General features: G+C 63.9%; 25 protein-coding genes. 17 read left to right on the top strand and 8 right to left on the bottom strand.

What is annotated here, in order from left to right; translation table 11 throughout:
* The first annotated feature begins 1 nt into the window (after position 1).
* A complete protein-coding gene (locus Y88_RS01090; RefSeq protein WP_008065376.1) occupies positions 2 to 1135 on the top strand; it encodes a fatty acid desaturase family protein in 1134 nt (377 codons plus the stop codon).
* 20 nt (positions 1136 to 1155) lie between these two features.
* Positions 1156 to 1575: a GNAT family N-acetyltransferase gene (locus Y88_RS01085; protein ID WP_008065371.1), complete on the top strand. Its 420-nt coding sequence runs from the start codon at positions 1156 to 1158 to the stop codon at positions 1573 to 1575.
* 31 nt (positions 1576 to 1606) lie between these two features.
* Here Y88_RS01085 and smpB read toward each other — a convergent pair whose 3' ends face one another.
* Positions 1607 to 2089 carry an SsrA-binding protein SmpB gene (gene smpB / locus Y88_RS01080; protein ID WP_008065369.1) on the bottom strand — a complete coding sequence of 161 codons (483 nt, stop codon included), beginning with the start codon at positions 2087 to 2089 and terminating at the stop codon, positions 1607 to 1609.
* 177 nt (positions 2090 to 2266) lie between these two features.
* On the opposite strand from smpB, the gene Y88_RS01075 reads away from it, so the two are divergent.
* Positions 2267 to 3370 carry a DUF3734 domain-containing protein gene (locus Y88_RS01075; RefSeq protein WP_008065367.1) on the top strand — a complete coding sequence of 368 codons (1104 nt, stop codon included), beginning with the start codon at positions 2267 to 2269 and terminating at the stop codon, positions 3368 to 3370.
* 39 nt (positions 3371 to 3409) lie between these two features.
* On the top strand, positions 3410 to 4192 hold the full coding sequence (locus Y88_RS01070; RefSeq protein WP_008065366.1) for a 3-hydroxybutyrate dehydrogenase: 783 nt from the start codon (positions 3410 to 3412) through the stop codon (positions 4190 to 4192).
* Positions 4193 to 4941: 749 nt separating this feature from the next.
* Here the strand turns inward: Y88_RS01070 and dapA are convergent.
* A complete protein-coding gene (gene dapA, locus Y88_RS01065; protein WP_008065364.1) occupies positions 4942 to 5823 on the bottom strand; it encodes a 4-hydroxy-tetrahydrodipicolinate synthase in 882 nt (293 codons plus the stop codon).
* A 105-nt stretch (positions 5824 to 5928) separates the two neighbouring features.
* Here dapA and Y88_RS01060 point away from each other — a divergent pair, with 105 nt between their 5' ends.
* The 6 genes from Y88_RS01060 to Y88_RS01035 are packed head-to-tail and all read left to right on the top strand — an operon-like array spanning position 5929 to position 10117.
* A complete protein-coding gene (locus Y88_RS01060; protein ID WP_018075297.1) occupies positions 5929 to 7995 on the top strand; it encodes a lytic transglycosylase domain-containing protein in 2067 nt (688 codons plus the stop codon).
* Between the two features lie 48 nt (positions 7996 to 8043).
* Entirely contained in the window at positions 8044 to 8529 is a 486-nt protein-coding gene (locus tag Y88_RS01055; RefSeq protein ID WP_008065360.1) for a GreA/GreB family elongation factor, read from the top strand.
* Positions 8530 to 8572: 43 nt separating this feature from the next.
* Complete coding sequence (locus tag Y88_RS01050) at positions 8573 to 9202, top strand: histidine phosphatase family protein (protein WP_008065358.1); 630 nt, start codon at positions 8573 to 8575, stop codon at positions 9200 to 9202.
* On the top strand, positions 9202 to 9393 hold the full coding sequence (locus tag Y88_RS01045; protein WP_008065356.1) for a DUF4169 family protein: 192 nt from the start codon (positions 9202 to 9204) through the stop codon (positions 9391 to 9393). Before Y88_RS01050 ends, Y88_RS01045 begins: the two co-directional genes overlap by 1 nt.
* Positions 9393 to 9596, top strand: coding sequence for a hypothetical protein (locus tag Y88_RS01040; protein ID WP_008065355.1), 204 nt, complete (start codon positions 9393 to 9395; stop codon positions 9594 to 9596). The genes Y88_RS01045 and Y88_RS01040 overlap by 1 nt, the downstream gene beginning before the upstream one ends.
* Complete coding sequence (locus tag Y88_RS01035; protein ID WP_008065354.1) at positions 9596 to 10117, top strand: hypothetical protein; 522 nt, start codon at positions 9596 to 9598, stop codon at positions 10115 to 10117. The genes Y88_RS01040 and Y88_RS01035 overlap by 1 nt, the downstream gene beginning before the upstream one ends.
* A gap of 6 nt (positions 10118 to 10123) precedes the next feature.
* On the opposite strand, the gene Y88_RS01030 is transcribed toward Y88_RS01035, so the two are convergent.
* Positions 10124 to 10837: an outer membrane protein gene (locus tag Y88_RS01030; protein WP_232280872.1), complete on the bottom strand. Its 714-nt coding sequence runs from the start codon at positions 10835 to 10837 to the stop codon at positions 10124 to 10126.
* A gap of 197 nt (positions 10838 to 11034) precedes the next feature.
* On the opposite strand from Y88_RS01030, the gene rlmN reads away from it, so the two are divergent.
* Both rlmN and Y88_RS01020 read left to right on the top strand, forming a co-directional pair.
* Positions 11035 to 12300: a 23S rRNA (adenine(2503)-C(2))-methyltransferase RlmN gene (gene rlmN / locus Y88_RS01025; protein WP_008065351.1), complete on the top strand. Its 1266-nt coding sequence runs from the start codon at positions 11035 to 11037 to the stop codon at positions 12298 to 12300.
* A gap of 289 nt (positions 12301 to 12589) precedes the next feature.
* Complete coding sequence (locus Y88_RS01020) at positions 12590 to 12889, top strand: hypothetical protein (RefSeq protein ID WP_008065350.1); 300 nt, start codon at positions 12590 to 12592, stop codon at positions 12887 to 12889.
* Here the strand turns inward: Y88_RS01020 and Y88_RS01015 are convergent.
* From Y88_RS01015 to Y88_RS01005, 3 genes are read right to left on the bottom strand one after another with little or no spacing between them, the layout of a single operon-like run.
* A complete protein-coding gene (locus tag Y88_RS01015) occupies positions 12868 to 13233 on the bottom strand; it encodes a gamma-glutamylcyclotransferase family protein (protein WP_008065349.1) in 366 nt (121 codons plus the stop codon). The two genes, Y88_RS01020 and Y88_RS01015, sit on opposite strands and share 22 nt — an antisense overlap.
* 15 nt (positions 13234 to 13248) lie before the next feature.
* Positions 13249 to 13944, bottom strand: coding sequence for an alpha/beta fold hydrolase (locus Y88_RS01010; protein ID WP_157132563.1), 696 nt, complete (start codon positions 13942 to 13944; stop codon positions 13249 to 13251).
* A complete protein-coding gene (locus Y88_RS01005) occupies positions 13937 to 15181 on the bottom strand; it encodes an MFS transporter (RefSeq protein WP_232280871.1) in 1245 nt (414 codons plus the stop codon). Before Y88_RS01005 ends, Y88_RS01010 begins: the two co-directional genes overlap by 8 nt.
* 58 nt (positions 15182 to 15239) lie before the next feature.
* Here Y88_RS01005 and Y88_RS01000 point away from each other — a divergent pair, with 58 nt between their 5' ends.
* A complete protein-coding gene (locus Y88_RS01000) occupies positions 15240 to 16154 on the top strand; it encodes a LysR family transcriptional regulator (RefSeq protein WP_026166787.1) in 915 nt (304 codons plus the stop codon).
* 11 nt (positions 16155 to 16165) lie between these two features.
* Here Y88_RS01000 and Y88_RS00995 read toward each other — a convergent pair whose 3' ends face one another.
* A complete protein-coding gene (locus Y88_RS00995) occupies positions 16166 to 17005 on the bottom strand; it encodes a PhzF family phenazine biosynthesis protein (RefSeq protein WP_008065338.1) in 840 nt (279 codons plus the stop codon).
* Positions 17006 to 17157: 152 nt separating this feature from the next.
* On the opposite strand from Y88_RS00995, the gene Y88_RS00990 reads away from it, so the two are divergent.
* From Y88_RS00990 to Y88_RS00975, 4 genes are all read left to right on the top strand, one after another.
* Positions 17158 to 17508, top strand: a complete 351-nt coding sequence (locus tag Y88_RS00990; protein ID WP_008065337.1) for a glycine zipper 2TM domain-containing protein — start codon at positions 17158 to 17160, stop codon at positions 17506 to 17508.
* Between the two features lie 754 nt (positions 17509 to 18262).
* Entirely contained in the window at positions 18263 to 19666 is a 1404-nt protein-coding gene (locus Y88_RS00985) for an MATE family efflux transporter (RefSeq protein WP_008065335.1), read from the top strand.
* A 93-nt stretch (positions 19667 to 19759) separates the two neighbouring features.
* On the top strand, positions 19760 to 20974 hold the full coding sequence (locus Y88_RS00980; RefSeq protein ID WP_008065334.1) for an argininosuccinate synthase: 1215 nt from the start codon (positions 19760 to 19762) through the stop codon (positions 20972 to 20974).
* Between the two features lie 887 nt (positions 20975 to 21861).
* On the top strand, positions 21862 to 22524 hold the full coding sequence (locus tag Y88_RS00975; protein WP_008065325.1) for a nitroreductase: 663 nt from the start codon (positions 21862 to 21864) through the stop codon (positions 22522 to 22524).
* A gap of 44 nt (positions 22525 to 22568) precedes the next feature.
* Here Y88_RS00975 and fabI read toward each other — a convergent pair whose 3' ends face one another.
* A complete protein-coding gene (gene fabI, locus Y88_RS00970; RefSeq protein WP_008065323.1) occupies positions 22569 to 23396 on the bottom strand; it encodes an enoyl-ACP reductase FabI in 828 nt (275 codons plus the stop codon).
* Between the last annotated feature and the right edge of the window lie 103 nt (positions 23397 to 23499).

The raw sequence follows: 23499 nt of genomic DNA, 5'->3' as shown, positions 1-23499 counted from the left end.
CATGCAGCACGTCCTTGGGAAGTCGGACGCCCCCGCGCCGTCGCATCCCGAAGATAATCAGCCCGCCGTCCGTACCGGGACCGGCGCCCGCATCCAGCTCACCGGCATCGCCGATGATCGAGCGATGTTGCGCGCTGCGGCGGAACTGACCCGCGACCTGCAGCGCCCCAATCCCTGGATCTACTGGCCCGATTTCCTCGGCTCGACTGCTGTCGGCTATGCCGCGCTCGCCGGGGTGATCTGGGCACCGACTCCGCTCGCAACCGTGGCTTTCTGGGTTATCGCGGTGATCGCGCTCTATCGCGCGACGCTGTTCATCCACGAAATCACCCATCTCAATCACGCCTTGCTGCCCGGTTTCCGCTTCGTGTGGAACCTGGTGCTGGGCGTGCCGACCATGCTGCCCTCGTTCATGTACGAAGGCATTCACATCATCCACCACACCCGTACCCGCTATGGCACGGTGGAAGATCCCGAATACCTGCCGCTGGCCCTGATGAAGCCATGGTCGCTGCCGCTGTTCCTGCTGATCTCGGTGCTGATGCCGGTCGGCCTGCTGCTGCGCTTCGGCGTGCTCGGCCCGCTGTCGATGGTCATTCCGCCGCTGCGCCGCGTGGTCGTCGCCCGTTTTTCCGGGTTGCAGATCAATCCCAAGTACGAACGTCGCAGCCCTGAAGGCGCTTTTGCTCGCCAGTGGTTCTGGGAAGAACTGGGCGCCAGCGTGGTCGCCGTCTCGATCCTCGCCACCACGGCCCTGGGCATTCTGCCCCTGCGCGTTCTGCTGGGCTACATGGTCGTCATCTCGGGCGTTGCCGTGCTCAACCAGATCCGCACGCTGGTCGCCCATCGCTGGGAAAACGAAGGCGATCCGCTGACCGTGACGGCACAGTATCTCGACAGCACCAACGTCCCTGACGGCGTTCTGCCGTGGATCTGGGCGCCAGTCGGCCTGCGGTTCCACGCCCTGCACCACCTGCTGCCGAGCCTTCCCTATCACTCGTTGGCCGAAGCGCATCGCCGCCTCGCCGGCGCCCTGGGCAAGGATTCGACCTACGAACAGGCCAATTATCCCACTCTGCGCGGGCTGCTCGGACGTCTTTTCGCCAGCACGCTCAAGCAGCGCGCGGCTCACTGAGCCCAACCCCAAGCGAAACCATGACCTTGCAGATCACTGTACCTGCGGCACCCACGGATGCCGACCGCGAAGCCGTGCTCGCGCCCCTGCGCGCGTTCAACATCAGTCAGGCGGGTGACCCGCGCATCCGTCCGGTCGCCGTGCTGTTGAAGGACGACAACGGCGTGACCGTCGGGGGCCTCTGGGGCCGGATCGGCTATGACTGGCTCTTTGTCGAACTGCTCGCCGTTCCCGAGGAAGCACGTGGCGGGGGCCACGGCCGAGCGCTGATGGCCGAGGCCGAACGAATCGCCCGCGAAGTTGGGTGCGTCGGCATCTGGCTCGACACCTACGAATTCCAAGCACGCGGCTTTTACGAAAAGCTGGGCTTTACACTGTTCGGCACGATCGGGGATTACCCGGTCGGCCACAGCCGTTTCTTCCTGCAAAAGCGGTTCTGAGGCGCAGCCTGACCCACGGATAAACTGCAGTTTATCCGTGGTCGCGCATGATCCGCGCCTTGTCGCGCTTCCAGTCGCGTTCCTTGATCGACGCACGCTTGTCCGCAGCGTTCTTGCCGCGCGCGAGCGCGAGTTCGACCTTGGCGCGACCGCGACCGTTGAAATAGACCGACAGCGGCACCAGCGTCATTCCCTTGCGCTCGACCGCACCGTGAAACCGGTCGATCTCGCGCTCTTTGAGCAAGAGCTTGCGCGGGCGCTTGGGCTCGTGATTGAAGCGGTTGCCGTGGCTGAATTCCGGGACGTTGGAATTGATCAGCCAGACTTCGCCGTTTTTCACTTCGGCATAGCTTTCCGCGATGGAGCCTTCGCCAAAGCGCAGCGATTTGACCTCCGTCCCGGTCAGCACGATCCCGGCCTCGTACACGTCCTCGATATAATAATCGAAACGCGCACGGCGGTTTTCGGCGACGATTTTCTTCTTGTCGAATGCAGGGGGAGTGGGACGGGCCATGATCGACGATCATCTAGGGTGCCCGGCCCCGAATTGCAAAGGGATCAAGCACGAAGATCGCGCGAAGGCCGGGAAAGAGCCAACATCATCCTGAATTTTCCGGGAACTCCGGTTTGACTTGCACGTTTCATAAAGCGCGGCGCATGCTGTGCGCGCAAGAAAGCGAGAGGCGCGCCAATGGCAAGAGCCGAGCAGGCTGAACGATGTGTTCTGGTGCTTCAGGGAGGAGGCGCGCTCGGCGCCTATCAGGGCGGTGTCTATGAGGCACTCGCAGCTTCCGACTATATCCCCGAATGGGTGGCGGGCATTTCGATCGGGGCGGTCAATGCCGCGCTGATCGCGGGAAATCCTCCGGACAAGCGCGTCTCGGCCTTGCGGGCTTTCTGGACCAGAGCGTCGAGCCGGGTCCCCTTCCCTTCCCCTTATGAAGACGGCTGGGGGCGCAAGCTCTTCAACGAAGGCGCGGCAGCAACGATCGCGATGACCGGGATACCCGGATTTTTCACGCCGCGATGGTCGACACCCTGGACCGCCCTGCCCGGATCGCCCGAAGCGATCAGCCTCTATGATACCGCGCCCTTGCGCGAGACCTTGCTGGAACTCGTCGATTTCGACCTGCTCAATGACGGGCCGCTGCGGTTCAGTGTTGGTGCGGTCAATGTCCTGACCGGCAATTTCGTCTATTTCGACAATCGCGAACGGCGGATCGGGCCGGAGCACATCATGGCCAGCGGCGCCCTGCCGCCCGGTTTCCCGCCGATGATGATCGATGGAGAGCCGTTCTGGGACGGCGGCATCGTTTCCAATACACCGCTCGAATTCGTGCTGGACGAACGCCGCGCCGATCCCCTGCTGGTGTTTCAGGTCGATCTGTTCAGCGCGCGGGGTATGATGCCGCGCACTCTGGCCGAAGCCGCGCAGCGCGAGAAGGACATCCGCTTTTCGAGCCGCACTCGGCTCAACACCGACATCCACAAGCGGATCGCGCAATTGCAGGCCGCTGCCGCGCGGCTGATCGACAAATTGCCCGAACACCTGCGCGACGATCCCGATGTCGCCACACTGACCCAGCATCACACTTGCGGCGCGGTCACGATCATGCATCTCATCAATCGGGCCGAAGGCTATGAATCCGAAGCCAAGGACTATGAATTCTCGCGCATGACTGTCGACGGGCACTGGCAATCGGGCATGGACGACGTCGCCCGCTCGCTGGCCAGTCCCCGCTGGCGTCACCGCCATCCCCCAAGCCAGGGCATCGTCACGCTCGACCTTGGCTGAACACCCCCAAAAACCGTTTCCGGAGAGATGGAGACCCTCATGAATCTCGACACCAAGATTGCGATCGTCACCGGCGCAGCCAGCGGCATCGGCCTTGCCATTGCCAAGCGCTATGCCGACGCGGGCGCCAAAGTCGCCATCGCCGACCTCAAGCTCGAAGCCGCGCAGGCGGCAGCAGACGCCATCAATGCGAACCATCCCGGCGCGGCGATGGCCGTGGCGATGGACGTGACCGACGAAAGCCAGGTCAACGCCGGTGTTGAAGCGGTCGTCGCCCGATGGGGCGGCGTCGACGTGCTGGTCTCCAATGCCGGGATCCAGATCGTCAATCCGGTCGAGGCCTTTGCCTTTTCCGACTGGAAGAAGATGCTGGCGATCCACCTCGACGGCGCTTTTCTCACCAGCAAGGCGGTCCTGCCCCACATGTATGCAAAAGGTTCGGGCGCGATCCTGTTCATGGGGTCGGTCCATTCCAAGGAAGCCTCCCCGCTCAAGAGCGCCTATGTCACGGCCAAGCACGGCCTGCTCGGCCTTGCCCGCGTCATCGCCAAGGAAGGCGGCCCCAAGGGCGTGCGCACCAACGTGATCTGCCCCGGCTTCGTCCGTACCCCGCTGGTCGACAAGCAGATCCCCGAGCAATCGAAGGAACTCGGGATCAGCGAGGAAGAGGTGGTGAAGAAAGTCATGCTCGGCCAGACGGTCGACGGCGAATTCACGACCGTTGATGACATTGCCGAAGTCGCGCTGTTCTTTGCCGCGTTCAAGTCCAACGCGCTCACCGGTCAATCGCTGACCGCCAGCCACGGCTGGTCGATGACCTAATTCATCGACCGATGAATTTCCGATGCGGCGTGGGGAGCCCCGCTCCTCACGCCGCCCGCGAATAAAAAGGGAGGCAGACTGATCAGGTCTGGCGCCGGATGCTTACGGGGGGACATCCGGAACCCGCAATCCGCCACAGCAGACACCCGAAAAGAGCGTCCCGCGACAAATCGCCACCTCCATATCCCCGGCCAGAGGCGGGCAGGGAAATCGAGCGCCTGTACCAAGACCAAGACAGCCTTCAGCACGGCAATAACGAATAAAATTCAAAATGAAGTCACGACAGACGCATAGTGTCACGCATCAGTCAGCAGAAACTCTCCAGCGGCCACACGACTCCAAGCGGCCTTTCAATTTATAGTAATGCTAACATCATCAGCTCAAATTGCAATTGTGCAGATGCAATATAATACCCCTTGCAATCAGGGCATTAGCCGACAGCCCTGCCCCATGCCACCATCGACAGATGCCGAATTGGTGGCAATTCCTTCATCGCAGGGCAAATTCTTGCAAAAACGGTGCAAGTGCAGCGAAAAACCGCATAATACGGGATTGCGGTAAATCGAACCGATCCGGAGGATTTTACGCGCGCCCCGATTTCAGGCCAGCACGTGACGGGCCATGCGCGACTTTCGCCCTGCCCGGACAGGACCCCCGCGAGGACCAATGACGCCTCGAGCGGGAAGTGCGACCAAGTCGAAAAGAGGAAAACGCCCCCGGATGACAGTGTCGCCGGGGGCGCAAAAGGATCAGAGGATACCGGCGTGGACGAGCGCGGCATCGACCGCCTCGCGAGCCGCGTCGCTGCAGGGAACCAGCGGCAGGCGCAACTCGTCGGTCATCCATTCATGGACGCGGGTCAGAGCATACTTGACCGGCCCCGGCGAAGCATCCTCGAACATCGCGTAGTGGAGCGGATAGAGTCGATCGTTCAGCTCGCGCGCCTTGACGATGTCGTTGTCGGCGCAGGCCTTCTGGAAATCGGCGCAGAGACGCGGCGCGACATTGGCCGTGACCGAGATGCAACCAACCGCACCGGCGGCATTGGCCGGAAGCGCGAGTTCGTCATCACCCGACAGCTGGCAGAAATGCTTTCCGATACCCATGCGATGATCGGTCACGCGCGACAGGTCGCCGCTCGCATCCTTGATCCCGACGATACGATCGGGAAAACGCCGGGCCAGTTCGCACACGGTTTCGGGCAGGATGTCCGTCACCGTGCGACCGGGCACATTGTAAAGGATGATCGGCAGCTCGTTGTGTTCGGCCAGATAGCTGAAATGCGCGATCAGCCCGGCCTGGCTCGGCCGGTTGTAATAAGGCGCGACCAGCAAGGCGGCAGCCGCGCCGCACTTCTTGGAAAAGTTCATGTGCAGCAGCGCGTTCATGGTGTCGTTGCTGCCGCAACCGGCGATCACCGGCACGCGTCCTGCAGCCTGCTCGACGCAGACCTCGATCACGCGGTGATGTTCGGCATTCGATAGAGTCGAGTTTTCGCCGGTGGTGCCGCAGGGGACAAGCGCGGTCGAGCCGCTCTCTATCTGCCAGTCGACCAGCTTGCGAAAGGCTTTCTCATCAAACGCTCCGTCGCGAAAAGGAGTGACGAGAGCCGGAATGGAGCCGGAAAACATGGACTTTGTTCCTCAACTTGCGGCATTATGGACTCGAAACAGCCCGGCAACGCGCCGAACCGGCTCGATTAGCGACTTGCGCCTGATAAGGAGACGCCCCCCCGGATGTCCAGCACGGACATGATATTTGCGCCCGCTTTCGAACGCCTTCGTAAGACGATGGCGCTCGACAAGCCGCATGGCCTGCGCCGGATGATGACCAAGGCGCTGGTGCTCGCCCCCGCGATCGCGGGATCGGTCGCGTGCCATGCGAGCGAGGGTGGAACCGACGGGTCTGCCTGGGACCGGGCGCGTGCGGCGCTGATCTCGCAGGGTCAGGGGCCGATGGCGCAGGCAATCGACCGGTGGAAACTGCTGACGACGACGACCCGGCTCGGTTTTTCCGACTATGCCGGTTTCGTGCAGTCCTATCCGGGCTTTCCCGACGAAGACCGGCTGCGCCGCTCGGCCGAAAGCGCGCTCGAACATGACGTGCCCCCGCCCGCAACGCTGATCGCCTATTTCGACCGCAATCCCCCGCTGACCAATCCCGGCCGGGCGCAATATGCACTTGCGCTCCATGCTCTCGGACGGCCCGAAGCGGCCGCCATGGCACGCGCGGCATGGCGTGGCGGCGTGATGGGCGATGCAGCGGAAACCGCGATCCTTACCAATTGGGGCACTGCGCTCACCACGCAGGACCATGACGCGCGGATCGACGCCCTGCTCTGGACCGGCGCGGTTCCCGCTGCGCAACGCCTGTTGCCGTGGACGTCCCCGACCGTGCGCGCCATCGCGCAGGGCCGCATTGCCGCACTGTCGGGTGGCGATCCCTATGTCGCGGCCGGATTGCCGCCCGCGACGCTCGACGCCGACCCCGGCTTCGTCTTTCAACGCGCGAGGCAATTGCGCATGAGTGGTCGCGTCGGCGCCGAGGCCGGTTACCTTGCCGGTCGCCCACTGCTGGCCACCCAACCGTTCGACCGCCCTCACTGGATCGGCGAACTGCTCGCCGCCGCGCGTGGCGGTGCCGCGTTCGGCGACAGCGCCAGCACAGTGCGGATCGCGGCCGGAGCCATCGACGCGTTCGCACCGAACGAGGACATCAGCCAGATGTCCTTTGGACTGCGCGACGATTACACCTCGCTGATGTGGCTGGGGGGAACCACGGCGCTCTGGCGGCAGGGCGACGGCGTCACCGCCGCGAACCTGTTCCGCCGCTATGCCGATGCCGCCCGCACCCCCGGCACCAAGTCGCGCGGGCTTTACTGGGCCGGTCTTGCCCTTACCCGCGCTGGTCGGGCGACCGAGGCGCAAGCGGCCTTTGCCGATGCCGCCCGCTATAATGATCAGTTCTACGGCCTGCTCGCGCTCGAACGGCTCGGGCAACCGGTTCCCAATTTTGCCGCGACGCCGCTGCCCCAGCCGACGCCGGACGAACGGGCCCGCTTTGCCGCGCTGCCCCTCACCTCTGCCGTGCGCGAAGTTGCGCGCGAAGGCGATTGGCGCACGACCATCCGCTTTTTCAAGGAAATCGCCGAGCAGCAGCAGACTCCCGGCCAGCACGAACTGGTCGCGGAACTGGCCGAGAATATCGGCCGCCGCGATCTGGGCGTGATCGTGGGGCAGGCCGCCGAAACGCGCGGCTATCTCGCGTTCCAGCATATTGCCTTTCCCCTGATCCCCGTCCCGCCGGGGCAGACCGGATCGTGGACGATGATCCATGCGATCATCCGTCAGGAAAGCCAGTTCGCGCAGAACGCGATCAGCCATGCGGGTGCACGCGGGCTGATGCAGATGATGCCCCGCACTGCCGATGAACAGGCGGGCAAGCTCGGCCTGTCGTTCTCGTCCGACGCGCTGATTGCCGATCCGCAATTCAACATGTCGGTCGGCAGTGCCTATTTCGACCGGCTGCGCTCCTATTTCGGGGGCAGCTATCCGCTGGCCGTCGCCGCCTACAACGCGGGCGCGGGCAATGTGAACAAATGGCTGCGCGCCAATGGCGACCCACGCACCGGCCAGGTCGAATGGGTCGACTGGATCGAACTCATCCCGATTGCCGAAACGCGCGGCTATGTGCAGCACGTCCTGGAAAACGCAGTCGTCTACGAGGCGATGAACCCCGACAAGGCGACCTATGGCGGCCCCAACCCGCTCAGCCATTTCCTCGGCAAAGCCAATCCGGGGTGATTGCGCTCTTCCCCTTGCGCGACATCACCGGCTAAAGCCCATCCAATCATGAAACCTGATGGCAATCCGATCACACCCGCCGGGATGGCAGCCCTGCGCGCCCGTTACGACCACCTGCTCGGCACCGAACGCCCGCAGATCGTGGAAATCGTGAGCTGGGCAGCCGGGAACGGCGACCGTTCGGAAAACGGTGACTACCTCTACGGCCGCAAGCGCATGCGGGAAATCGACCGCGAACTGTCGCATCTTGCTCGCCGAATGAAAGCCGCGCGCGTGATCGACCCGGTGCAGCAGCAGGAACGCGAGCGCGTCCTGTTCGGCGCGACGGTCGAGATTGCCGACGAGGATGACAACCGCCGCACACTCACGCTGGTGGGCGACGACGAACAGGATGCCGGAAAGGGCCTGATCGGATGGGGAGCGCCGATCGCGCGGGCCCTGCGCGGCGCGCGCGTCGGTGACTTGCGCCGCGTGCGCCTGCCCGGCGGTGAAAAGGAATGGGAAATCATGACGATTTCCTATCCCGCAGCATGAGCCTGTCGGCTTGGGTCCGGGCGGCGTAAACAGGAAAGCGACAATGGCCAGCAAACGCTATTTCATCATGCGCCACGGCGAAACCGTCTACAATCTCACGCGCCGTCTGCAATCCAACACCATCCACACGCCGCTGACCGCGCTGGGTTGCACACAGGCGACGCGCATGGGTGAAGCGCTGCGCGAAACGCTGGGCCACGCTCCTGCCGCCCATGTGCACGTCTCGGACACCGGTCGCGCGTTGCAAACGCTCTCGCTGATTGCCGAACAGCTCGGGATCGACTGGTTTTCCGCCCATCGCACGATGGACCTCAAGGAAATCGACATGGGCAGCTGGTGCCTGCGCTCCTATGCCGAGATCGAAGCCGAGGTCGGCTCGATCCGCACGCCCGACCATCTGCTGCTGCCGGCGCCCGATGGCGAGGACTATCCCGCGATCGCCGCGCGCCTGTCCCGCTGGCTGTCGGGCCCCGGTTCGGCCCCGGGCGACCACATCGTCGTCATGCACGGCATTTCCAGCCGGGTTCTGCGTGGGATGCTCGGCGGTTTCCCGGTCCACCCGCAGTTTGGAACCGCCATTGCCCCGTCGCTGGTGCAAGGCTCGATCGCGCTGATCGAAGACGGCGCAGAGCGCGTGCTTTACGGCAGCAAGCAAGGCACGGAACACGCCTGATGGCCGAGATCGTCAACTTGCGCATGGCCCGGAAAGCGCGCGATCGTCGAACCGCCGAACAGGCCGCGGCGCAGAACCGTACCCGGTTCGGCGAAACCCGCGCGGCCCGCGAAATCCGCAAGGCCGAAACCACGCGCACCGAACGCGACCTTGCCGGGAAAAAGCGCGACGATAGCGACGGGACAGACTGATGCGCACCACCTATGAAGATGCGACCGTGCGCCTCTATTACCTGAGCGATGGGCCCGAAGGCGGTGTCGCCCAGACTTTGATGTACGGCCCCTTGTCCGACGCCATGGCGCTTGCCGCGCAACAGGAACCCGCCGTGCAGGACGGCCTGTGGATCGCGACCTCGAACGATGTCGTCGCCTGGCGCGATCTGGCCGAGGGCTGATGAGCCCTCGTTCGACTCCCCGGCGGATTGCCCGGCGGATTGCTCTTTCTGCCTGTGCCTGCGCGCTCGTCGGCGGCGCGGCGCAGGCCCGCGACATGCTGGGCGTGTGGAACGACTGGGGCGCCTTTCGCGATCCCGCGGTTCCCCGCTGCTACGCCATTGCCATGGCCCTGCCCCAACCCGGCAGCCATCGTCCGAGCCAGCCCTATACAACCGTCGCCACCTGGCCCAAACGCGGTATTCGGGGCGAATTGCATATCCATCTGTCGCGCCCGCTTGCCGCCGGAAGCCCGGTCGCCCTGATCATCGGATCGGCAAAATTCGCGCTCAAGCCGGGCGGCATCGACGCCTGGGCGATGGACGGACGCATGGACGCGGCGATCATTGCCGCCATGCGTTCGGGCAGCGAGATGACCGTCCTTGCCAAAGGCAGCGACGGCCACACCATGCGCGACGCCTATCGCCTCGCCGGTGCGGCCTCTGCCATGGACGCAGCGAGCCTGGGCTGCGCCAACGCCTGATTTCGATCAGAACTTGAAGCCGATGCTCGCCATCAACTGGTGACGGTCATTCTTCAGCGCGAAGTAGCTGGCATCAGGCGTCGTGCCCTTGTAGTTGAACTGACCGCTGCCATAGTGCGAATAATCGTACTCGATCTTGGCATAAGTCTTCTTCGTCAGGCGATGCTGCACGCCGAAACCAAAGCGCAGGCCGCTTGAGTTGGAATCATAGTGAAGCGTTTCACCGGTGTTCTCTCCGGTGATGCTGAACTGCGTATTGGCAAAGCCTGCTTTCACATAGAACAGGTTCTTGGGATTGAGCAGGAACCCGAAACGCCCACCAAGGAAGATGTCACGCCCCACGCGCATCCGCGTCATGTTGAACGTGCTCGATACGTTGGGGTTTTTCCAGTCGGCGGTGCTGCCGGTCACGTCGAATTCGGCGCCCAGAACCATGGTGGGATTGAGCGTGTAGTCGTAACCGATACCGCCGCCGTACGCGACGCCGTTGGCCGAATTGAAGAAATTCGCCGTGGAATCGATATCTTTCAGGCTGTGCCCGGTCATGTGGTCGAACCCGACGATCGCCTCGATATGTCCGCCGCCAAAGCCCAGCGCCGGCCAGGTCTTCTCGTCGATCTGCTCTTCGTCGTCCTCGAAATAGTACCCGCTCTGGGCGAAGGCCGGGGTCGCAATGGCCAGCATTCCCCCGCAAACCATCGCGGCCTGAAACTTCTTCATCGACTTCTCCATCGCCTCGCGTGCCCCTGTCGGACAGGACAACGAATGTGCGAGGCGCTCCCTTCCGCCGGGACAGGGGGGAAAGCCGATTTGAGACAATGTATTACAAACGCCCCAAATTCGGGGGCCGGATGACCTCGCCCCCGGTCGCATCTTGCGGATTTGCGAATATGGACGGCAGGCCTTATATACGGGCAATGCCGACACCGTTGATGCCGATCCCGGGCCATGTGGACCCGGTGCCCGTTCCCCGTGATGTAACCCCGCGCGAAGATGGGCGGATCGACCTTGTCGGCTTGCCGCGCAAGGCGATCACCGAGCTTTTCGCCACTGCCGGACTCGACGCCCGCGCCGCCAAACTGCGCGCGAAACAGGTGTTCCACTGGATCTACCATCGCGGCGTCACCGATTTCGACGCGATGACCGACATCGCCAAGACGATGCGCCCGTGGCTGAGCGAACGCTTCGTCATCGACCGTCCTTCGATCGTGACCGCACAGGCGTCGAGCGACGGCACCCGCAAGTGGCTTTTGCGCACGGCGGACAACCACGATTTCGAAATGGTGTTCATTCCCGACGCGGACCGGGGCACGCTGTGCGTGTCGAGCCAGGTCGGCTGCACGCTCAATTGCCGTTTCTGCCACACCGGGACGATGCGTCTGGTCCGCAATCTGACGCCGGGCGAAATCGTCGGGCAGGTCATGCTGGCGCGTGACGCTCTGGGCGAATGGCCCAAGGGCGGCGGGACGATGGCCGGGCTCGACGAAGACCCCGAGGACGATCCCGAAGGCGCACAGGCCTATACCGCCGACGGACGTCTGCTCACCAATATCGTCATGATGGGCATGGGCGAGCCGCTTTATAACTTCGACAATGTGCGCGACGCGCTCAAGATCGTGATGGACGGCGACGGCCTTGCCCTGTCGAAGCGCCGCATCACCCTTTCGACCAGCGGCGTCGTGCCGATGATGGATCGTTGTGGCGACGAGATCGGCGTCAATCTCGCCGTGTCGCTCCATGCGGTGACCAAGGAAGTGCGCGACGAGATCGTGCCGATCAACCGCAAGTACGGGCTCGAAGAACTGCTGTCGGCTTGCGCAGCCTATCCGGGCGCTTCCAACGCCCGTCGCATCACGTTCGAATACGTCATGCTGAAGGACAAGAACGACAGCGACGAGGACGCGCGCGAACTGGTCCGCCTGATCCGCAAGTACAAGCTTCCGGCAAAGGTCAACCTGATCCCGTTCAATCCCTGGCCCGGCGCGCCTTACGAATGTTCGACGCCCGAACGGATCAAGCGGTTTTCCGACATCGTGTTCGAAGCAGGCATCTCGGCACCCGTGCGCACTCCGCGCGGCCGTGACATCGATGCCGCCTGCGGTCAGCTCAAGACTGCGGCCGAGCGCAAGACCCGCGCCGAACTCGACCGCCTCGCCGAAGAAAAGCAGGCGGCGCTGGGATAAATCCCAAAAGAGTCTGATACAAAATTCGCTGCCGGGCGAATTTTGAAGACGGCACCGGCCCTCTCCCCCACCCGACCACCCAACGATAATACCCTATGGGTGGTCGGGTGGGGGAGAGGGCCGGTGCCGCTCATTGGAATTCCGGCAACGCCGGAATTCCAATCAAACACCAAGCGACGGACCGCACCGCTTCCACGACGAGGCGGTCACGGTCCGTCGCATCGGATTTGCGGCCTCTTCCATCCCGTTGATAAACGGGAATGCCATACAGGAAGGACCGTAGACCGACATGAGGATCGCCACGCTGCTTTGCGCAGCCATCATGACTGCTGCCGTGCCCACGATTGCCATGGCAGACGACCCGCACGACCCGACCATGCGCAGCGCCCGGGCCCGCGCCCGCGACCACGAGATCATCCGGCGCCTCAATCTGCGCGAGAGCGCCCACGTTCGCGAACGCGATGCCCGCTATGCCGCACAAAACGACGCCTATGTCCGCAGCCGCCAGCAATACGAACACGACATGGCCAATTGGCGGCGCGCCGTCTCGGCCTGCCAGTCGGGCGACTATTCGGCCTGCGGCAACTGACCGGCGGCCAGCGCGTAGATACTGGCCCAGACCAAACCCTGCTCGGTCAGGACCTGCACCGGCACGCGACGATATCCTTCGCCTTCGAAGGCATCGAGCCGGGGCCAATGCGCCGGAAGCTCGGATGAGTAAAACAGATGGACGGCGATTTCTTCGCCGTCCTCGTCCGGCACCATCCCCGGAAAGCCAAGATCGGCGCCCCAGCCTTGCGCAATCAGGCGTCCACGAACGACCCCGGTGGCCCAAGTCCCGCCAAGATCGGCAAGCTGATGCGCATTGGGCCGCCCGGGCGCGAGCGTGCCATAAGTGGCAAGACGCAAGTCGGCATCGTTCAATTCGGTCATCGATTTATCGCTCCATCAAGGCTGAAGCCAATGACGCAACAGCGCAGTGGTCTCATCCGGACATTCGAGCGGCGGCAAATGACCGCATCGTGCAAAGAGGTGAAAGTGCGCTCCGGCAATGCCGCGATGAAGCTCTTCCGCTTCGGATGGCGGGGTAAGCCGGTCATCGTCCCCGACACCGATCACTGTCGGCATCACGATGGAGGGCAAGATGGAACGGCTGTCGGGACGACGCAGGATGGCCTGCTGCTGTCGCAAAAATGCCTCGGCACCGACGCGAGCGGCCATCGCCTGCACCACTTCGCCGACCGCCCCGTGGACATGCCCGGCATGGACAAGCTGCGGCAGCATCCGCCCCGTAACTCCCTTGAAGCGGCCCATTTCCAAAGTCGCCATGGCGCTGCGCCTTTGCCGTGCACGCTCGTCACTGTCGGGTGCGGCGCAGGTCGCCAGCAAGGCAAGCCGCTCCACCCGTTCCGGCGCCCGGCGCAGAATTTCGAAGGCGACATAGCCCCCCATCGACAACGCCGCGAGCGCGAAACGGGCAGGCGCATGAGCCAGCACCCGTTCGGCCATCGCCCCGATGGTGTCGTCACGCGTGAGATCGGCTACCTGACACGATGCGACACTGCCAAGCGCGGCAGTCTGGGCCCGCCACAATTCCCGATCGCACAACAGGCCCGGCAAGAGCACCAACGACGGCTTAGCCACGGGCCGCACCTCCGAGCGAGAGAGCAAGACCCACGGCAAGAGCGGCCAGCACGCTGGTCAGGCCAACGACTCCGGCCCAGCCATGAGCCTGCCAGAACCAGCCGCCTGCCGAGCCGACGAAACTCGACCCCATGTAATAGGACAGGAGGTACAGCGACGAGGCGTGGCCCTTGGCATCTCCGGCAAGACGACCGACCCAGCCGCTGGCGACGGCATGGGCCCCGAAAAAGCCGATGGTGACCAGGAGGATGCCGATCGCAACGACAGGCAACGACACCGACAGGGTGATCAGCGATCCCGTCACCATCAGCGCCAGCGATCCGGTCAGCGGCCGACGACGCCCGAACCGGTCAGCGAGTTGCCCGGCCCAGGGAGAGGCAAACATGCCCGAAATATAGCTCAGGAAAATGAGGCTGATCGCGGTCGGCCCCAGCCGGAACGGCGGCGCCGACAGGCGAAAGCCCGCATAGTTGAACAGGGTCACGAAAACGCTGGTGAGCAGGAAACCGATCGCAAACAGGCGCGGCAGGTCGCGGTGGCGCAAGTGCGACGACCAGACCCGAACGTGGTGCCCGAGGCCCAGTGCCGACGCCGCCACAAAGCGCCGCGAGGGCGGCAAGAGCACGGCAAACCCCAGCGCGGAGGCGAGCCCGAGCGCCCCGAGCGTCGCCATCGCCAGACGCCAGCTTTCCCATTCGACCAGCAGCCCCATGCCGACCCGGCCCATCATCCCGCCAAAAGCCGTGCCCGCGACATAGAGCCCCATCGCCTTGCCCAGATCGCGGGGATGGATTTCCTCTGCCAGCCAGGCCATCGCCACGGCCGGAACACCGCCGAGCACGAGCCCTTCGCAAAACCGCGCGGCAAGCAACAGCGACCAGTTCGGGGCAAGGGCCGCCAGAAGATTGCACAGCCCCGCGAGCAACATCGAGGCGAACATCAGCCCACGTCGGGGCAACCCTTGCGACACGGCCCCGCTGACAAGGATCGATACAGCGAGCGCGCCGGTCGTCAGGGACAGCGCCATCGAGCTGGCCGTCGGAGAAATCCGATAGTCGCGGGCAAATTCGGGCAAGAGCGGCTGCACGCAATAGAGCAGCGAAAACGTCGCGAAACCGGCAAGGAACAGCGCAAGGCTGGCCCGGCGATAGGCCGGACTGCCCCGTTCGATTCCGGCGAACACGGCTGCGGGTGCTGAAGAAGAAGGGCGCGGGACCATGTGTGCAGATGTGGACATCCGCCCCCTGCAAGTCCAATATATGAAAGCCACGTTTGCAATTGCTTTTGGATATACCGTGGAACTGCGCCACATCCGCTATTTCCTCGCCGTCGCCGACGAGCGCAATTTCACGCGGGCTGCCGCGCGCGTCGGCATCGGCCAACCCCCTCTCAGCCAGCAGATCCGCGATCTTGAAACCGAGGTCGGCATGCCGCTGTTCCGCCGCGTCCCTCATGGCGCCGAACTGACCGAAGCAGGCACAGCCTTTCGCGCCGCGATCGAAGCCATCCCCGGCCAGGTCGCCCATGCCGTCGCCGCCGCCCAGCGCGCGGGACGCGGGGAAACCGGCGTTCTGCGCGTGGGCTTTACCGGATCCCTCGCCATGAACCCGCTGGTGCCGATGGCCTTTCGCGCCTTTCGCCGCCGTTATCCCGATGTCGAGCTGACTTTGACCGAAGGAAACAGCACCACGCTCGGCAATGGCCTGCGCGACGGAAGCATCGACGTGGCCTTCATGCGTCCGGGGGTGATCGACGTTGCCGACATGAAGCTGGCGCCGCTTCCCGACGAACCCATGGTGCTGGCCCTGCCCTCTGCCCATCGCCTGCTCGCACATGGTGATGAGAGCACCGTGCGCCTCGCCGACTTGGCCGAGGACATGTTCATCCTGACGCCCCGCGTGGTCGGCCCGACCCTGTTCGACGAAGCCATCAACGCCTGTCGCAGCGTGGGGTTCGAGCCGCGCCTCGGACAAACGGCACCGCAGATCGCCTCGGTCCTGTCGCTGGTCGCTGCTGAACAGGGTGTCTCGATCGTCCCGCTGTCCATGCGCCAGCTCGCTCTGGCGGGCGTCGTCTATCGGACGATCGCCGACGCTGCTCCCACGGCACGACTGGCACTCGCGCATTTGCGGTCGAACCATGCTGTCATGATCCGCAATTTCCTGACCACGGTAGAGGGGCGCGAAATCTGGGCGGGCAACCTCTCCTAAATCGCCCGTCCCTAAATAGTAAGCGTCGCATTGCGGGCCACGATCCTCACCCGGCCTCCGACCCAGATCCCGCTGTCGTCGATGGCAAGATCAATGTGACCGTCGGCACCGATGCTGCGTCCCTGCCCCGCTCGATAGCCCGGCGCCGCCGTCAATCCGGCGCCCAGCAGATATTGCGCCACCGAGGCATTGAGACTGCCTGTGACGGGGTCCTCGACCAACCGTCCGTTGGCATCGGCAAAGAACGCGCGGACTTCGAACTGGCGCTCATGCCCTTCGCCCCAAGGTCCGACGAGACCGACATCGGTTCCGATCGGCGCCGTCGGCACCGGACGCGCCGCGAGAACCGCTTGGGCGGACACGAGATGGAGGAGATGCCAGTCCGGGCCATTGTTCGCATGAACGGCGGCCACGACATCGGCTTCCGCGACACCGGCGATGCGGATCGCTTCGGCCCGGTCGGCCGGATCGAGCGGCCCCGAACGCACCAGCGGCGGCGCGCGAAAGGCAAGGGTTTCCCCCTCCTGCCGCACCTCGACAAGGCCGACCCCGCATTCCTGCACGATCACTCCATCCCGAGCCGGCTTGCCGCCCGCCGCCAGCCAGGCTGCTGCCGTTCCCAGTGTCGGATGCCCGGCAAAGGGCAATTCCCCCGCCGGATAGAAGATGCGCACCCTGTAATCCGCGCCATCCATGGTCGGCGGCAACACAAACGTGGTTTCCGAAAAGCCCAGCCAGCGTGTCAGAGCCAGCATCTGCGCACTGTCGAGCGCGTCGCCGCCTCGCACGACCGCAAGAGGATTGCCGGTCAACGAGCCGGAAGCGAAAACATCGAGAAGGTCGAACTGCATGACGCCAAGGTAGCCGCAACGCTCGCCACCACAAGCCGTCAAATCCGCTCGCCGCGACATTGCCACATCCCAACGGCCCGTTCAGCCCCCGTTGTCAGCCCGGCGGCAAAGGCGAGTGCATTGTCGCACGACGAAAAAAAGAGGACCAGACAATGCGCAATTCCAAGTGGCTGACTCGACTGGCCCCGGCCCTGTTGCTGCCCGCGATGCTGGCGACGGCGCCCGGCGTGGCCCTTGCCCATCCACACGACCACTATGGTCGCGATTACCACGAAGACCGTCCGGTCGGTCCCCGCGACCGTATCTGGCGCGGGGACGACGGACGCTATCACTGCCGCCGCAGCAACGGCACGACCGGCCTTCTGATCGGTGCGGGCGTCGGCGCCCTGGTGGGCCGTTCACTCGATTCCGGCGGTGACCATGCAACCGGGACGATCCTGGGTGCAGCCGGTGGCGCGCTGCTCGGGCGGTCGATCGACCGCAACAACGTACGTTGCCGCTAACCGATTGAGAGACCGAATCAAAATTCACCCTCGGTGAGTTTCCGGTTCGCTCATCCATCAGCTCCATGACCCGGGCGAACGACATCGTTCGCCCGGGTTTCGGCACTTTCATGCTGCGATGCACCGAGAATTTTGATCGGTTTCGGGGATATTATTACTTAAGTAATAACCAATATTTTATGGTTATTTTTCAATATCTTAAAAACGGATTCACCAGATTCCGAAGCCACCTCCCCACAGAGTCCATCCGATCTCCATTGGTCTGGAGATGCCCTTAGGCAAAGTCCCTGTTTCACTGTCTCTCGCCACCAATCGAAGGACCAGCGCAAGGCCGGTCCGAAACGGCGGAAGGACGAACGTGCGACAAGCGGATTGGCCATAGCTCCGGAGGGTTGCCAAGGGCTCGGGGGGTCCTGGCTTCTGCTATCCGTCGGAAATGCGGCGACGCATCCCGACCCGCTCACCCAGAATGTACCGGGCCGATACGCAAATACGGCCTGATGCAGTCGTGATGAACGTCATGCTGTCCTGTTTCGGAACCGCAGACCAATCGGTTTGCGGGCCGGCACCAAGGCGATGAGAAAACTATTTCGGGACGCACCCTGTCCGGCGTACGCGGCGCCGGACAGGGACACCGGCGGCAGCGCCATGCCTGGGCGGGGATCATCCCGGCCCGGAACAACCCCGGCCCGGAACAATTGTTGTCTTCTCCGCCCCCCTTGCCAGAGCGTCCGCTTGAGGCGATGCCCCCTCCATGACCGACGGCCTTGCATCCCAAGCCCCATCGACCGAGGCAACCATTCCACCGGGGCACCCGGACCATGGCCATCACGCCGAGCGCCCGCTGACACGCGGCGCGGTTCTTGCGCAGACCTGGCCGATCATGCTCGGGCAGGCCTCCGTCCCACTGGTGGGAATTGTCGACACCGCCATCATCGGGCGCACCGGCGATGCCGCGGCCCTTGCGGGCGTGGCGCTCGGCTCGGCGATCATCAATCTCGTGTTCTGGACTTTCGGTTTCCTGCGCATGGGCATGTCGGGACTGGTCGCACAGGCCCGGGGCGCTGCCGACGTGCGGGAAAGCGATGCCCTGCTGATCCGTGGCGTGACGATCGGGGGCGTGATCGGACTGGCCCTGCTGGCGCTGGCGGGACCGATCATGGGCCTCGCATTCTTTGCCCTGCCGCCCGGTGGAGGCGTCGCCGCGCCCGCCCATGCCTTCGTTGCCGCGCGTTTTCTCGGCGCGCCTGCCGCACTCGCCGGATTTGCGATCAACGGCTGGCTGGTCGGGTGTCGGCGGACCCGTCTCGCGCTCGTCCTCCAACTCGTGATGAATGCCGTCAACGTCGCGCTCGACACGCTGCTCGTCTGGCATTTCGGTCTTGGCGCGCAGGGCGCGGGCCTCGGGACGGCGGCGGCCGAATGGACTGCGCTCGTGCTCGGACTTGCCCTTGCCCTCGGGCCGGGCGGCGCACGCCCGCTCGCGCTCTTTTCCAAGGCGGGGTTCCGTGTCCTTGTCGCACGCGACCGGCTGGTCCGGTTGTTCGCGGTCAATCGCGACCTCATGATCCGCACGATCGCCCTGCTCGTGCTGTTCACCTGGTTCGCCAATGCCGGGGCACGCCTCGGGGCAATCACTCTGGCCGCGAACCACGTGCTGATGCAATTCATCGAACTGGCCGCCTATGTCCTCGATGCCTTTGCCATGACGGCCGAGGAACGCGTAGGACACGCGCTCGGCGCCAAATCGCGGGCATCATTCGATCGCGCCACCCGCCTGTCGGGAGAATTCGCCCTTGGCGGCGGGGCCTTGCTCGCGGTGCTGTTCCTTGTCGGTGGTCGATGGGGCATTGCCACGATCGCGACCGATCCGGGCGTGCGCCAAACCGCTCTGGCGCTCCTGCCCATGGCGGCCCTCGCCCCGCTGATCGGCGCGCCGAGCTGGCTGCTGGACGGCGTCTTCATCGGCGCGACCCAGGGACGCGCGCTGCGCAATGCGGCGGTGGTCTCGACTGCGGCTTACCTTGCCTGCGACCTTGCTTTTCGACCGTTCGGCGACACCGGGATCTGGGCCGCATTGCTGCTGAGTTACGTGTTTCGGGCCGCCACGCTTGGCCTTGCGCTGCCCGCATTGCGGCTCGGGGTGGGGAAAGAGTGACGGCAAGCCACGCCGCAGCGGTTGCACAAGCCCCGCGCCCCTGATACGCGCGCGCCCACTTATCCTTGCCCTACGTGCCAGCAGGAGTCGTACATGTCCGAAATCAAGCGGGTCGTCCTTGCCTATTCCGGCGGGCTTGACACCTCCGTCATCCTGAAGTGGCTGCAAGTCACCTATAACTGCGAAGTGGTGACCTTTACCGCCGACCTCGGCCAGGGCGAGGAACTCGAGCCCGCACGCGCCAAGGCCGAACTTCTCGGGATCAAGCCCGAGCACATCTATATCGACGACCTGCGCGAGGAATTCGTGCGCGATTTCGTCTTCCCGATGATGCGCGCCAATGCCCGCTATGAAGGCGACTATCTGCTCGGCACGTCGATCGCGCGCCCGCTGATCTCCAAGCGCCTGATCGAAATCGCCAAGGAAACCGGCGCCGACGCCGTCTCTCACGGCGCCACGGGCAAGGGCAACGACCAGGTTCGTTTCGAACTGTCCGCCTATGCGCTCGATCCCAGCATCAAGGTGATCGCGCCGTGGCGGGAATGGGATCTCGCCAGCCGTACCGCGCTGATCGCCTGGGCCGAAGCCCATCAGGTCCCGGTGCCCAAGGACAAGCGCGGGGAAAGCCCGTTCTCGACCGACGCCAACCTTCTCCACACCTCGTCGGAAGGCAAGGTTCTGGAAGATCCCTGGGCCGAAGTTCCCGACTACGTCTATTCGCGCACGGTCAATCCCGAAGACGCGCCGGATGAGCCGGAATACATCACCATCGATTTCGACAAGGGCGACGGCACCGCGATCAACGGCGTCGCGATGAGCCCCGCGACCCTGCTGACCACGCTCAACGAATATGGGCGCAAGCACGGCATCGGCCGCCTCGACCTCGTCGAGAACCGCTTCGTCGGCATGAAGAGCCGCGGCATGTACGAAACCCCGGGCGGCACGATCTATGCGGTCGCGCATCGCGGGATTGAATCGATCACGCTCGACCGTGGTGCCGCGCACCTCAAGGACGAGCTGATGCCCAAGTATGCAGAGTTGATCTACAACGGCTTCTGGTTCTCGCCCGAACGCGAAATGCTGCAGGCTGCGATCGATCACTCGCAGGCACGCGTCAACGGCACCGTCCGCCTCAAGCTCTACAAGGGCCAGGCGCTGGTGGTCGGCCGCAAGTCGCCCGACAGCCTCTATTCCGAACGCCACGTGACGTTCGAGGACGACGCGGGCGCCTATGACCAGAAGGACGCAGCCGGCTTCATCAAGCTCAACGCGCTTCGCCTTCGTCTTCTGGCCCAGCGCGACCGCTGATCCACCGGAGAGACCGGAACACGAAATCGGGAAAAGGGGTCGGGCAACCGACCCCTTTTTCTTTTTTCAGGCCTCGCTCAATCACTTGTCCGGCGATGTCCGGGACCTTGCAATTTGTGCTTGAACGACTCGCCAGAGAGGCGCAGCTTTCGTGGACAGGGACGGGAAATCACCCTGAAACGACCAATCATCTGATTGATCGCAATGGGAATTTTCGCCCCTTACGCCGGTACCTGACGCGTGTCGGAACATCATTGCCAAGGTGAGTGCCTCTACGGTCGCACTCTTGGCCAGATGACCAGCGGCGCGAAGTCCGGAATGGACATCGAACGAATGCAGGCCTTCGGGATCGACCTATCGTGCCCTTTGCAAAGAGGGGGATGTATCGATCTGGACTGCTTCCCCGAACGATGGCCAAACCCCTTCCCCCGATCCGCGGGGGTCCGTCCGCCCTTGGGCCTGCCGCTCTCGCATCGGCCGGCCATAGAGATCGGGAGCGGTGTCGCGGTCGACAGGCGAAAGGACCGACGTCCGCCTTTGTGGAGAAACAGAACTTTTGCGCGCATGCATGTTCTGTCGAATCCTGAGGCGACTGGTGCAACGGCTCTTCACGGATGGCCCCTCCCCGCGGGGTTTGCCCATCCTGATGGCCAAGACGGGATGTCGCCCTGCCTCTCGACAGGGACACCATCGGCAGACCCCCGCTTGGCGCGGTTCGGCACCGGGCCCATTGGTGGACGACAGTGGGGGCCGGCAGCGATGCCGGCCCTCATTCTGTGGCGCCCGCGCCCCAAAGAAAAGTTGCAAAAGCGATACGCAATCATATCTCTTGCCCCGCGTACCGCGTCGGCACGCAGCCGACTTACCATTGGGGCCCCGGAGAATTCATGGATATTGTCGAAGCCGTCGCATCGCGCCGTTCCGTGCGCGCCTTTCTCGATCGCCCAGTTGCGTTCGAAACCATTCGCCGCGTACTCGAACAGGCCCGCATGGCGCCGTCCGGCTGCAACTACCAGCCGTGGGAAGCCATTGTCCTGACCGGTGAGCCGCTCAAGGCCTTGCAGGACCGCTTGCTCGCCAGCGAACCGGACGATCCGCAGGAATACGACTGGTCCGCGCCCGGCAGCGTCGACAAATACCAGGACCGCCTGCGCGCGACCGGCGCTGCCCTCTACGAGGCGATGGACATTCCCCGCGATGCAACCGAACGCCGCAATGCCGTGGTCCGGGGCAACCTGATCTCGTTCGGCGCACCAGTCCTGCTGCTGTGCCATTTCCCCAAGTTCATGAAGGAGCCGCAGTGGTCGGATGTCGGCATGTGGCTGCAGACGATCATGCTGCTGCTGCGCGGCGAAGGGCTCGACACATGCGCGCAAGAATACATGGGCACCTATGGCCGCACCATCAAGGCACATCTGGGACTGTCGGACGACACCCTGCTGTTCTGCGGGCTCGCCATCGGCTGGCGAGATCCCGATGCTGCGGCCAACAATTTTGAGCGCCAGCGCGTCCCGCTCGACGAGCAGGTCCGCTTTTTCGGATTTGAATGAAGACAGGCTGGGGGAGACGCCACCATGGCGTCGCCCCCCTTGCATCACCCCATGATGTTCACACCGGCATCGACATAATGCGTGTCGCCGGTCACCGCTGCGGCCCGTTCGCTCACGAGAAAGGCCGCCATCCAGCCCACATCCTCGATCCCGACATCGCGCTTGAGCGGCGACCGATCGTGCGCATAGGCGACCATCGCATCGAAATGTTGGAGCCCGCCTGCCGCGCGCGTGACGATCGGCCCCGGCGACACTGCATTGACGCGAATGCCCTGCCCGCCGAGTTCAGAGGCAAGCACACGCACGACGCTTTCGAGCGCAGCCTTGACGCAGCCCATGACCGCATAACCGTCGATCACCCGTTCGCCACCAAGATAGCTCATGGCGAGCAAGCTTCCGCCCTCGGACATCAGCGACCGGGCCGCCCGGGCGGTGCGCACGAAGCTGTGGCACGACAAATCCATCGCCTGCGCAAAGCTGTCAGCAGGACATTCGATCAGCCCGTTCGCCAAAGCATCATGCGGGGCATAGGCCGCCGAGTGAATGACGAAGTCGACGGCGCCCCACCTGACAGCAAGATCGGCCATGACCTTTTCGAGATCGCCTTCCTGCCGGAAATCGAGCACGACGAGTTCCGCACCGAGGCTGTCGGCAAGCGGCTGCACCGCCACGCGCGCCTTTTCGCTGACACAGGTCAGGACGAACTCGGCACCGCATTCGTGCAGAACCTGAGCACATCCCCAGGCAATACTGCGCGCATCGGCAAGACCGATGATCAGACCCTTTTTGCCCGCAAGGGCCAATCCGTTGGAAATCATGTCGTTGCGGCCTCCATGGCGTATGGCAGCACTGGGATAGACGCCCGATTGCATAGCAGATTGCAATGTTGCGCCGCAACGAAAAATGATAAAATAACAGAATAGATCTATATATTACAGCATGTTACAATAATATTTCAACGCACAAGACTTACAC

It is taken from the genome of Novosphingobium nitrogenifigens DSM 19370 (genome assembly GCF_000192575.1).
GTDB lineage: Bacteria > Pseudomonadota > Alphaproteobacteria > Sphingomonadales > Sphingomonadaceae > Novosphingobium > Novosphingobium nitrogenifigens.
This window is presented reverse-complemented; position numbering and strand designations above follow the sequence as displayed.

Coding starts and splice junctions, on each gene's coding strand:
- Y88_RS01070 (WP_008065366.1), top strand. CDS start 3,410: ATGAATCTCGACACCAAGATTGCGATCGTCACCGGCGCAGCCAGCGGC.
- Y88_RS00990 (WP_008065337.1), top strand. CDS start 17,158: ATGCGCAATTCCAAGTGGCTGACTCGACTGGCCCCGGCCCTGTTGCTG.
- Y88_RS01060 (WP_018075297.1), top strand. CDS start 5,929: ATGTCCAGCACGGACATGATATTTGCGCCCGCTTTCGAACGCCTTCGT.
- fabI (WP_008065323.1), bottom strand. CDS start 23,396: ATGCAATCGGGCGTCTATCCCAGTGCTGCCATACGCCATGGAGGCCGC.
- Y88_RS00995 (WP_008065338.1), bottom strand. CDS start 17,005: ATGCAGTTCGACCTTCTCGATGTTTTCGCTTCCGGCTCGTTGACCGGC.
- Y88_RS01055 (WP_008065360.1), top strand. CDS start 8,044: ATGAAACCTGATGGCAATCCGATCACACCCGCCGGGATGGCAGCCCTG.
- Y88_RS01015 (WP_008065349.1), bottom strand. CDS start 13,233: ATGACCGAATTGAACGATGCCGACTTGCGTCTTGCCACTTATGGCACG.
- dapA (WP_008065364.1), bottom strand. CDS start 5,823: ATGTTTTCCGGCTCCATTCCGGCTCTCGTCACTCCTTTTCGCGACGGA.
- Y88_RS01045 (WP_008065356.1), top strand. CDS start 9,202: ATGGCCGAGATCGTCAACTTGCGCATGGCCCGGAAAGCGCGCGATCGT.
- Y88_RS01005 (WP_232280871.1), bottom strand. CDS start 15,181: ATGTCCACATCTGCACACATGGTCCCGCGCCCTTCTTCTTCAGCACCC.
- Y88_RS01090 (WP_008065376.1), top strand. CDS start 2: ATGCAGCACGTCCTTGGGAAGTCGGACGCCCCCGCGCCGTCGCATCCC.
- Y88_RS01085 (WP_008065371.1), top strand. CDS start 1,156: ATGACCTTGCAGATCACTGTACCTGCGGCACCCACGGATGCCGACCGC.
- Y88_RS01050 (WP_008065358.1), top strand. CDS start 8,573: ATGGCCAGCAAACGCTATTTCATCATGCGCCACGGCGAAACCGTCTAC.
- Y88_RS01040 (WP_008065355.1), top strand. CDS start 9,393: ATGCGCACCACCTATGAAGATGCGACCGTGCGCCTCTATTACCTGAGC.
- Y88_RS00985 (WP_008065335.1), top strand. CDS start 18,263: ATGACCGACGGCCTTGCATCCCAAGCCCCATCGACCGAGGCAACCATT.
- Y88_RS01035 (WP_008065354.1), top strand. CDS start 9,596: ATGAGCCCTCGTTCGACTCCCCGGCGGATTGCCCGGCGGATTGCTCTT.
- Y88_RS01075 (WP_008065367.1), top strand. CDS start 2,267: ATGGCAAGAGCCGAGCAGGCTGAACGATGTGTTCTGGTGCTTCAGGGA.
- Y88_RS00980 (WP_008065334.1), top strand. CDS start 19,760: ATGTCCGAAATCAAGCGGGTCGTCCTTGCCTATTCCGGCGGGCTTGAC.
- smpB (WP_008065369.1), bottom strand. CDS start 2,089: ATGGCCCGTCCCACTCCCCCTGCATTCGACAAGAAGAAAATCGTCGCC.
- Y88_RS01020 (WP_008065350.1), top strand. CDS start 12,590: ATGAGGATCGCCACGCTGCTTTGCGCAGCCATCATGACTGCTGCCGTG.
- Y88_RS01030 (WP_232280872.1), bottom strand. CDS start 10,837: ATGAAGAAGTTTCAGGCCGCGATGGTTTGCGGGGGAATGCTGGCCATT.
- rlmN (WP_008065351.1), top strand. CDS start 11,035: ATGCCGACACCGTTGATGCCGATCCCGGGCCATGTGGACCCGGTGCCC.
- Y88_RS00975 (WP_008065325.1), top strand. CDS start 21,862: ATGGATATTGTCGAAGCCGTCGCATCGCGCCGTTCCGTGCGCGCCTTT.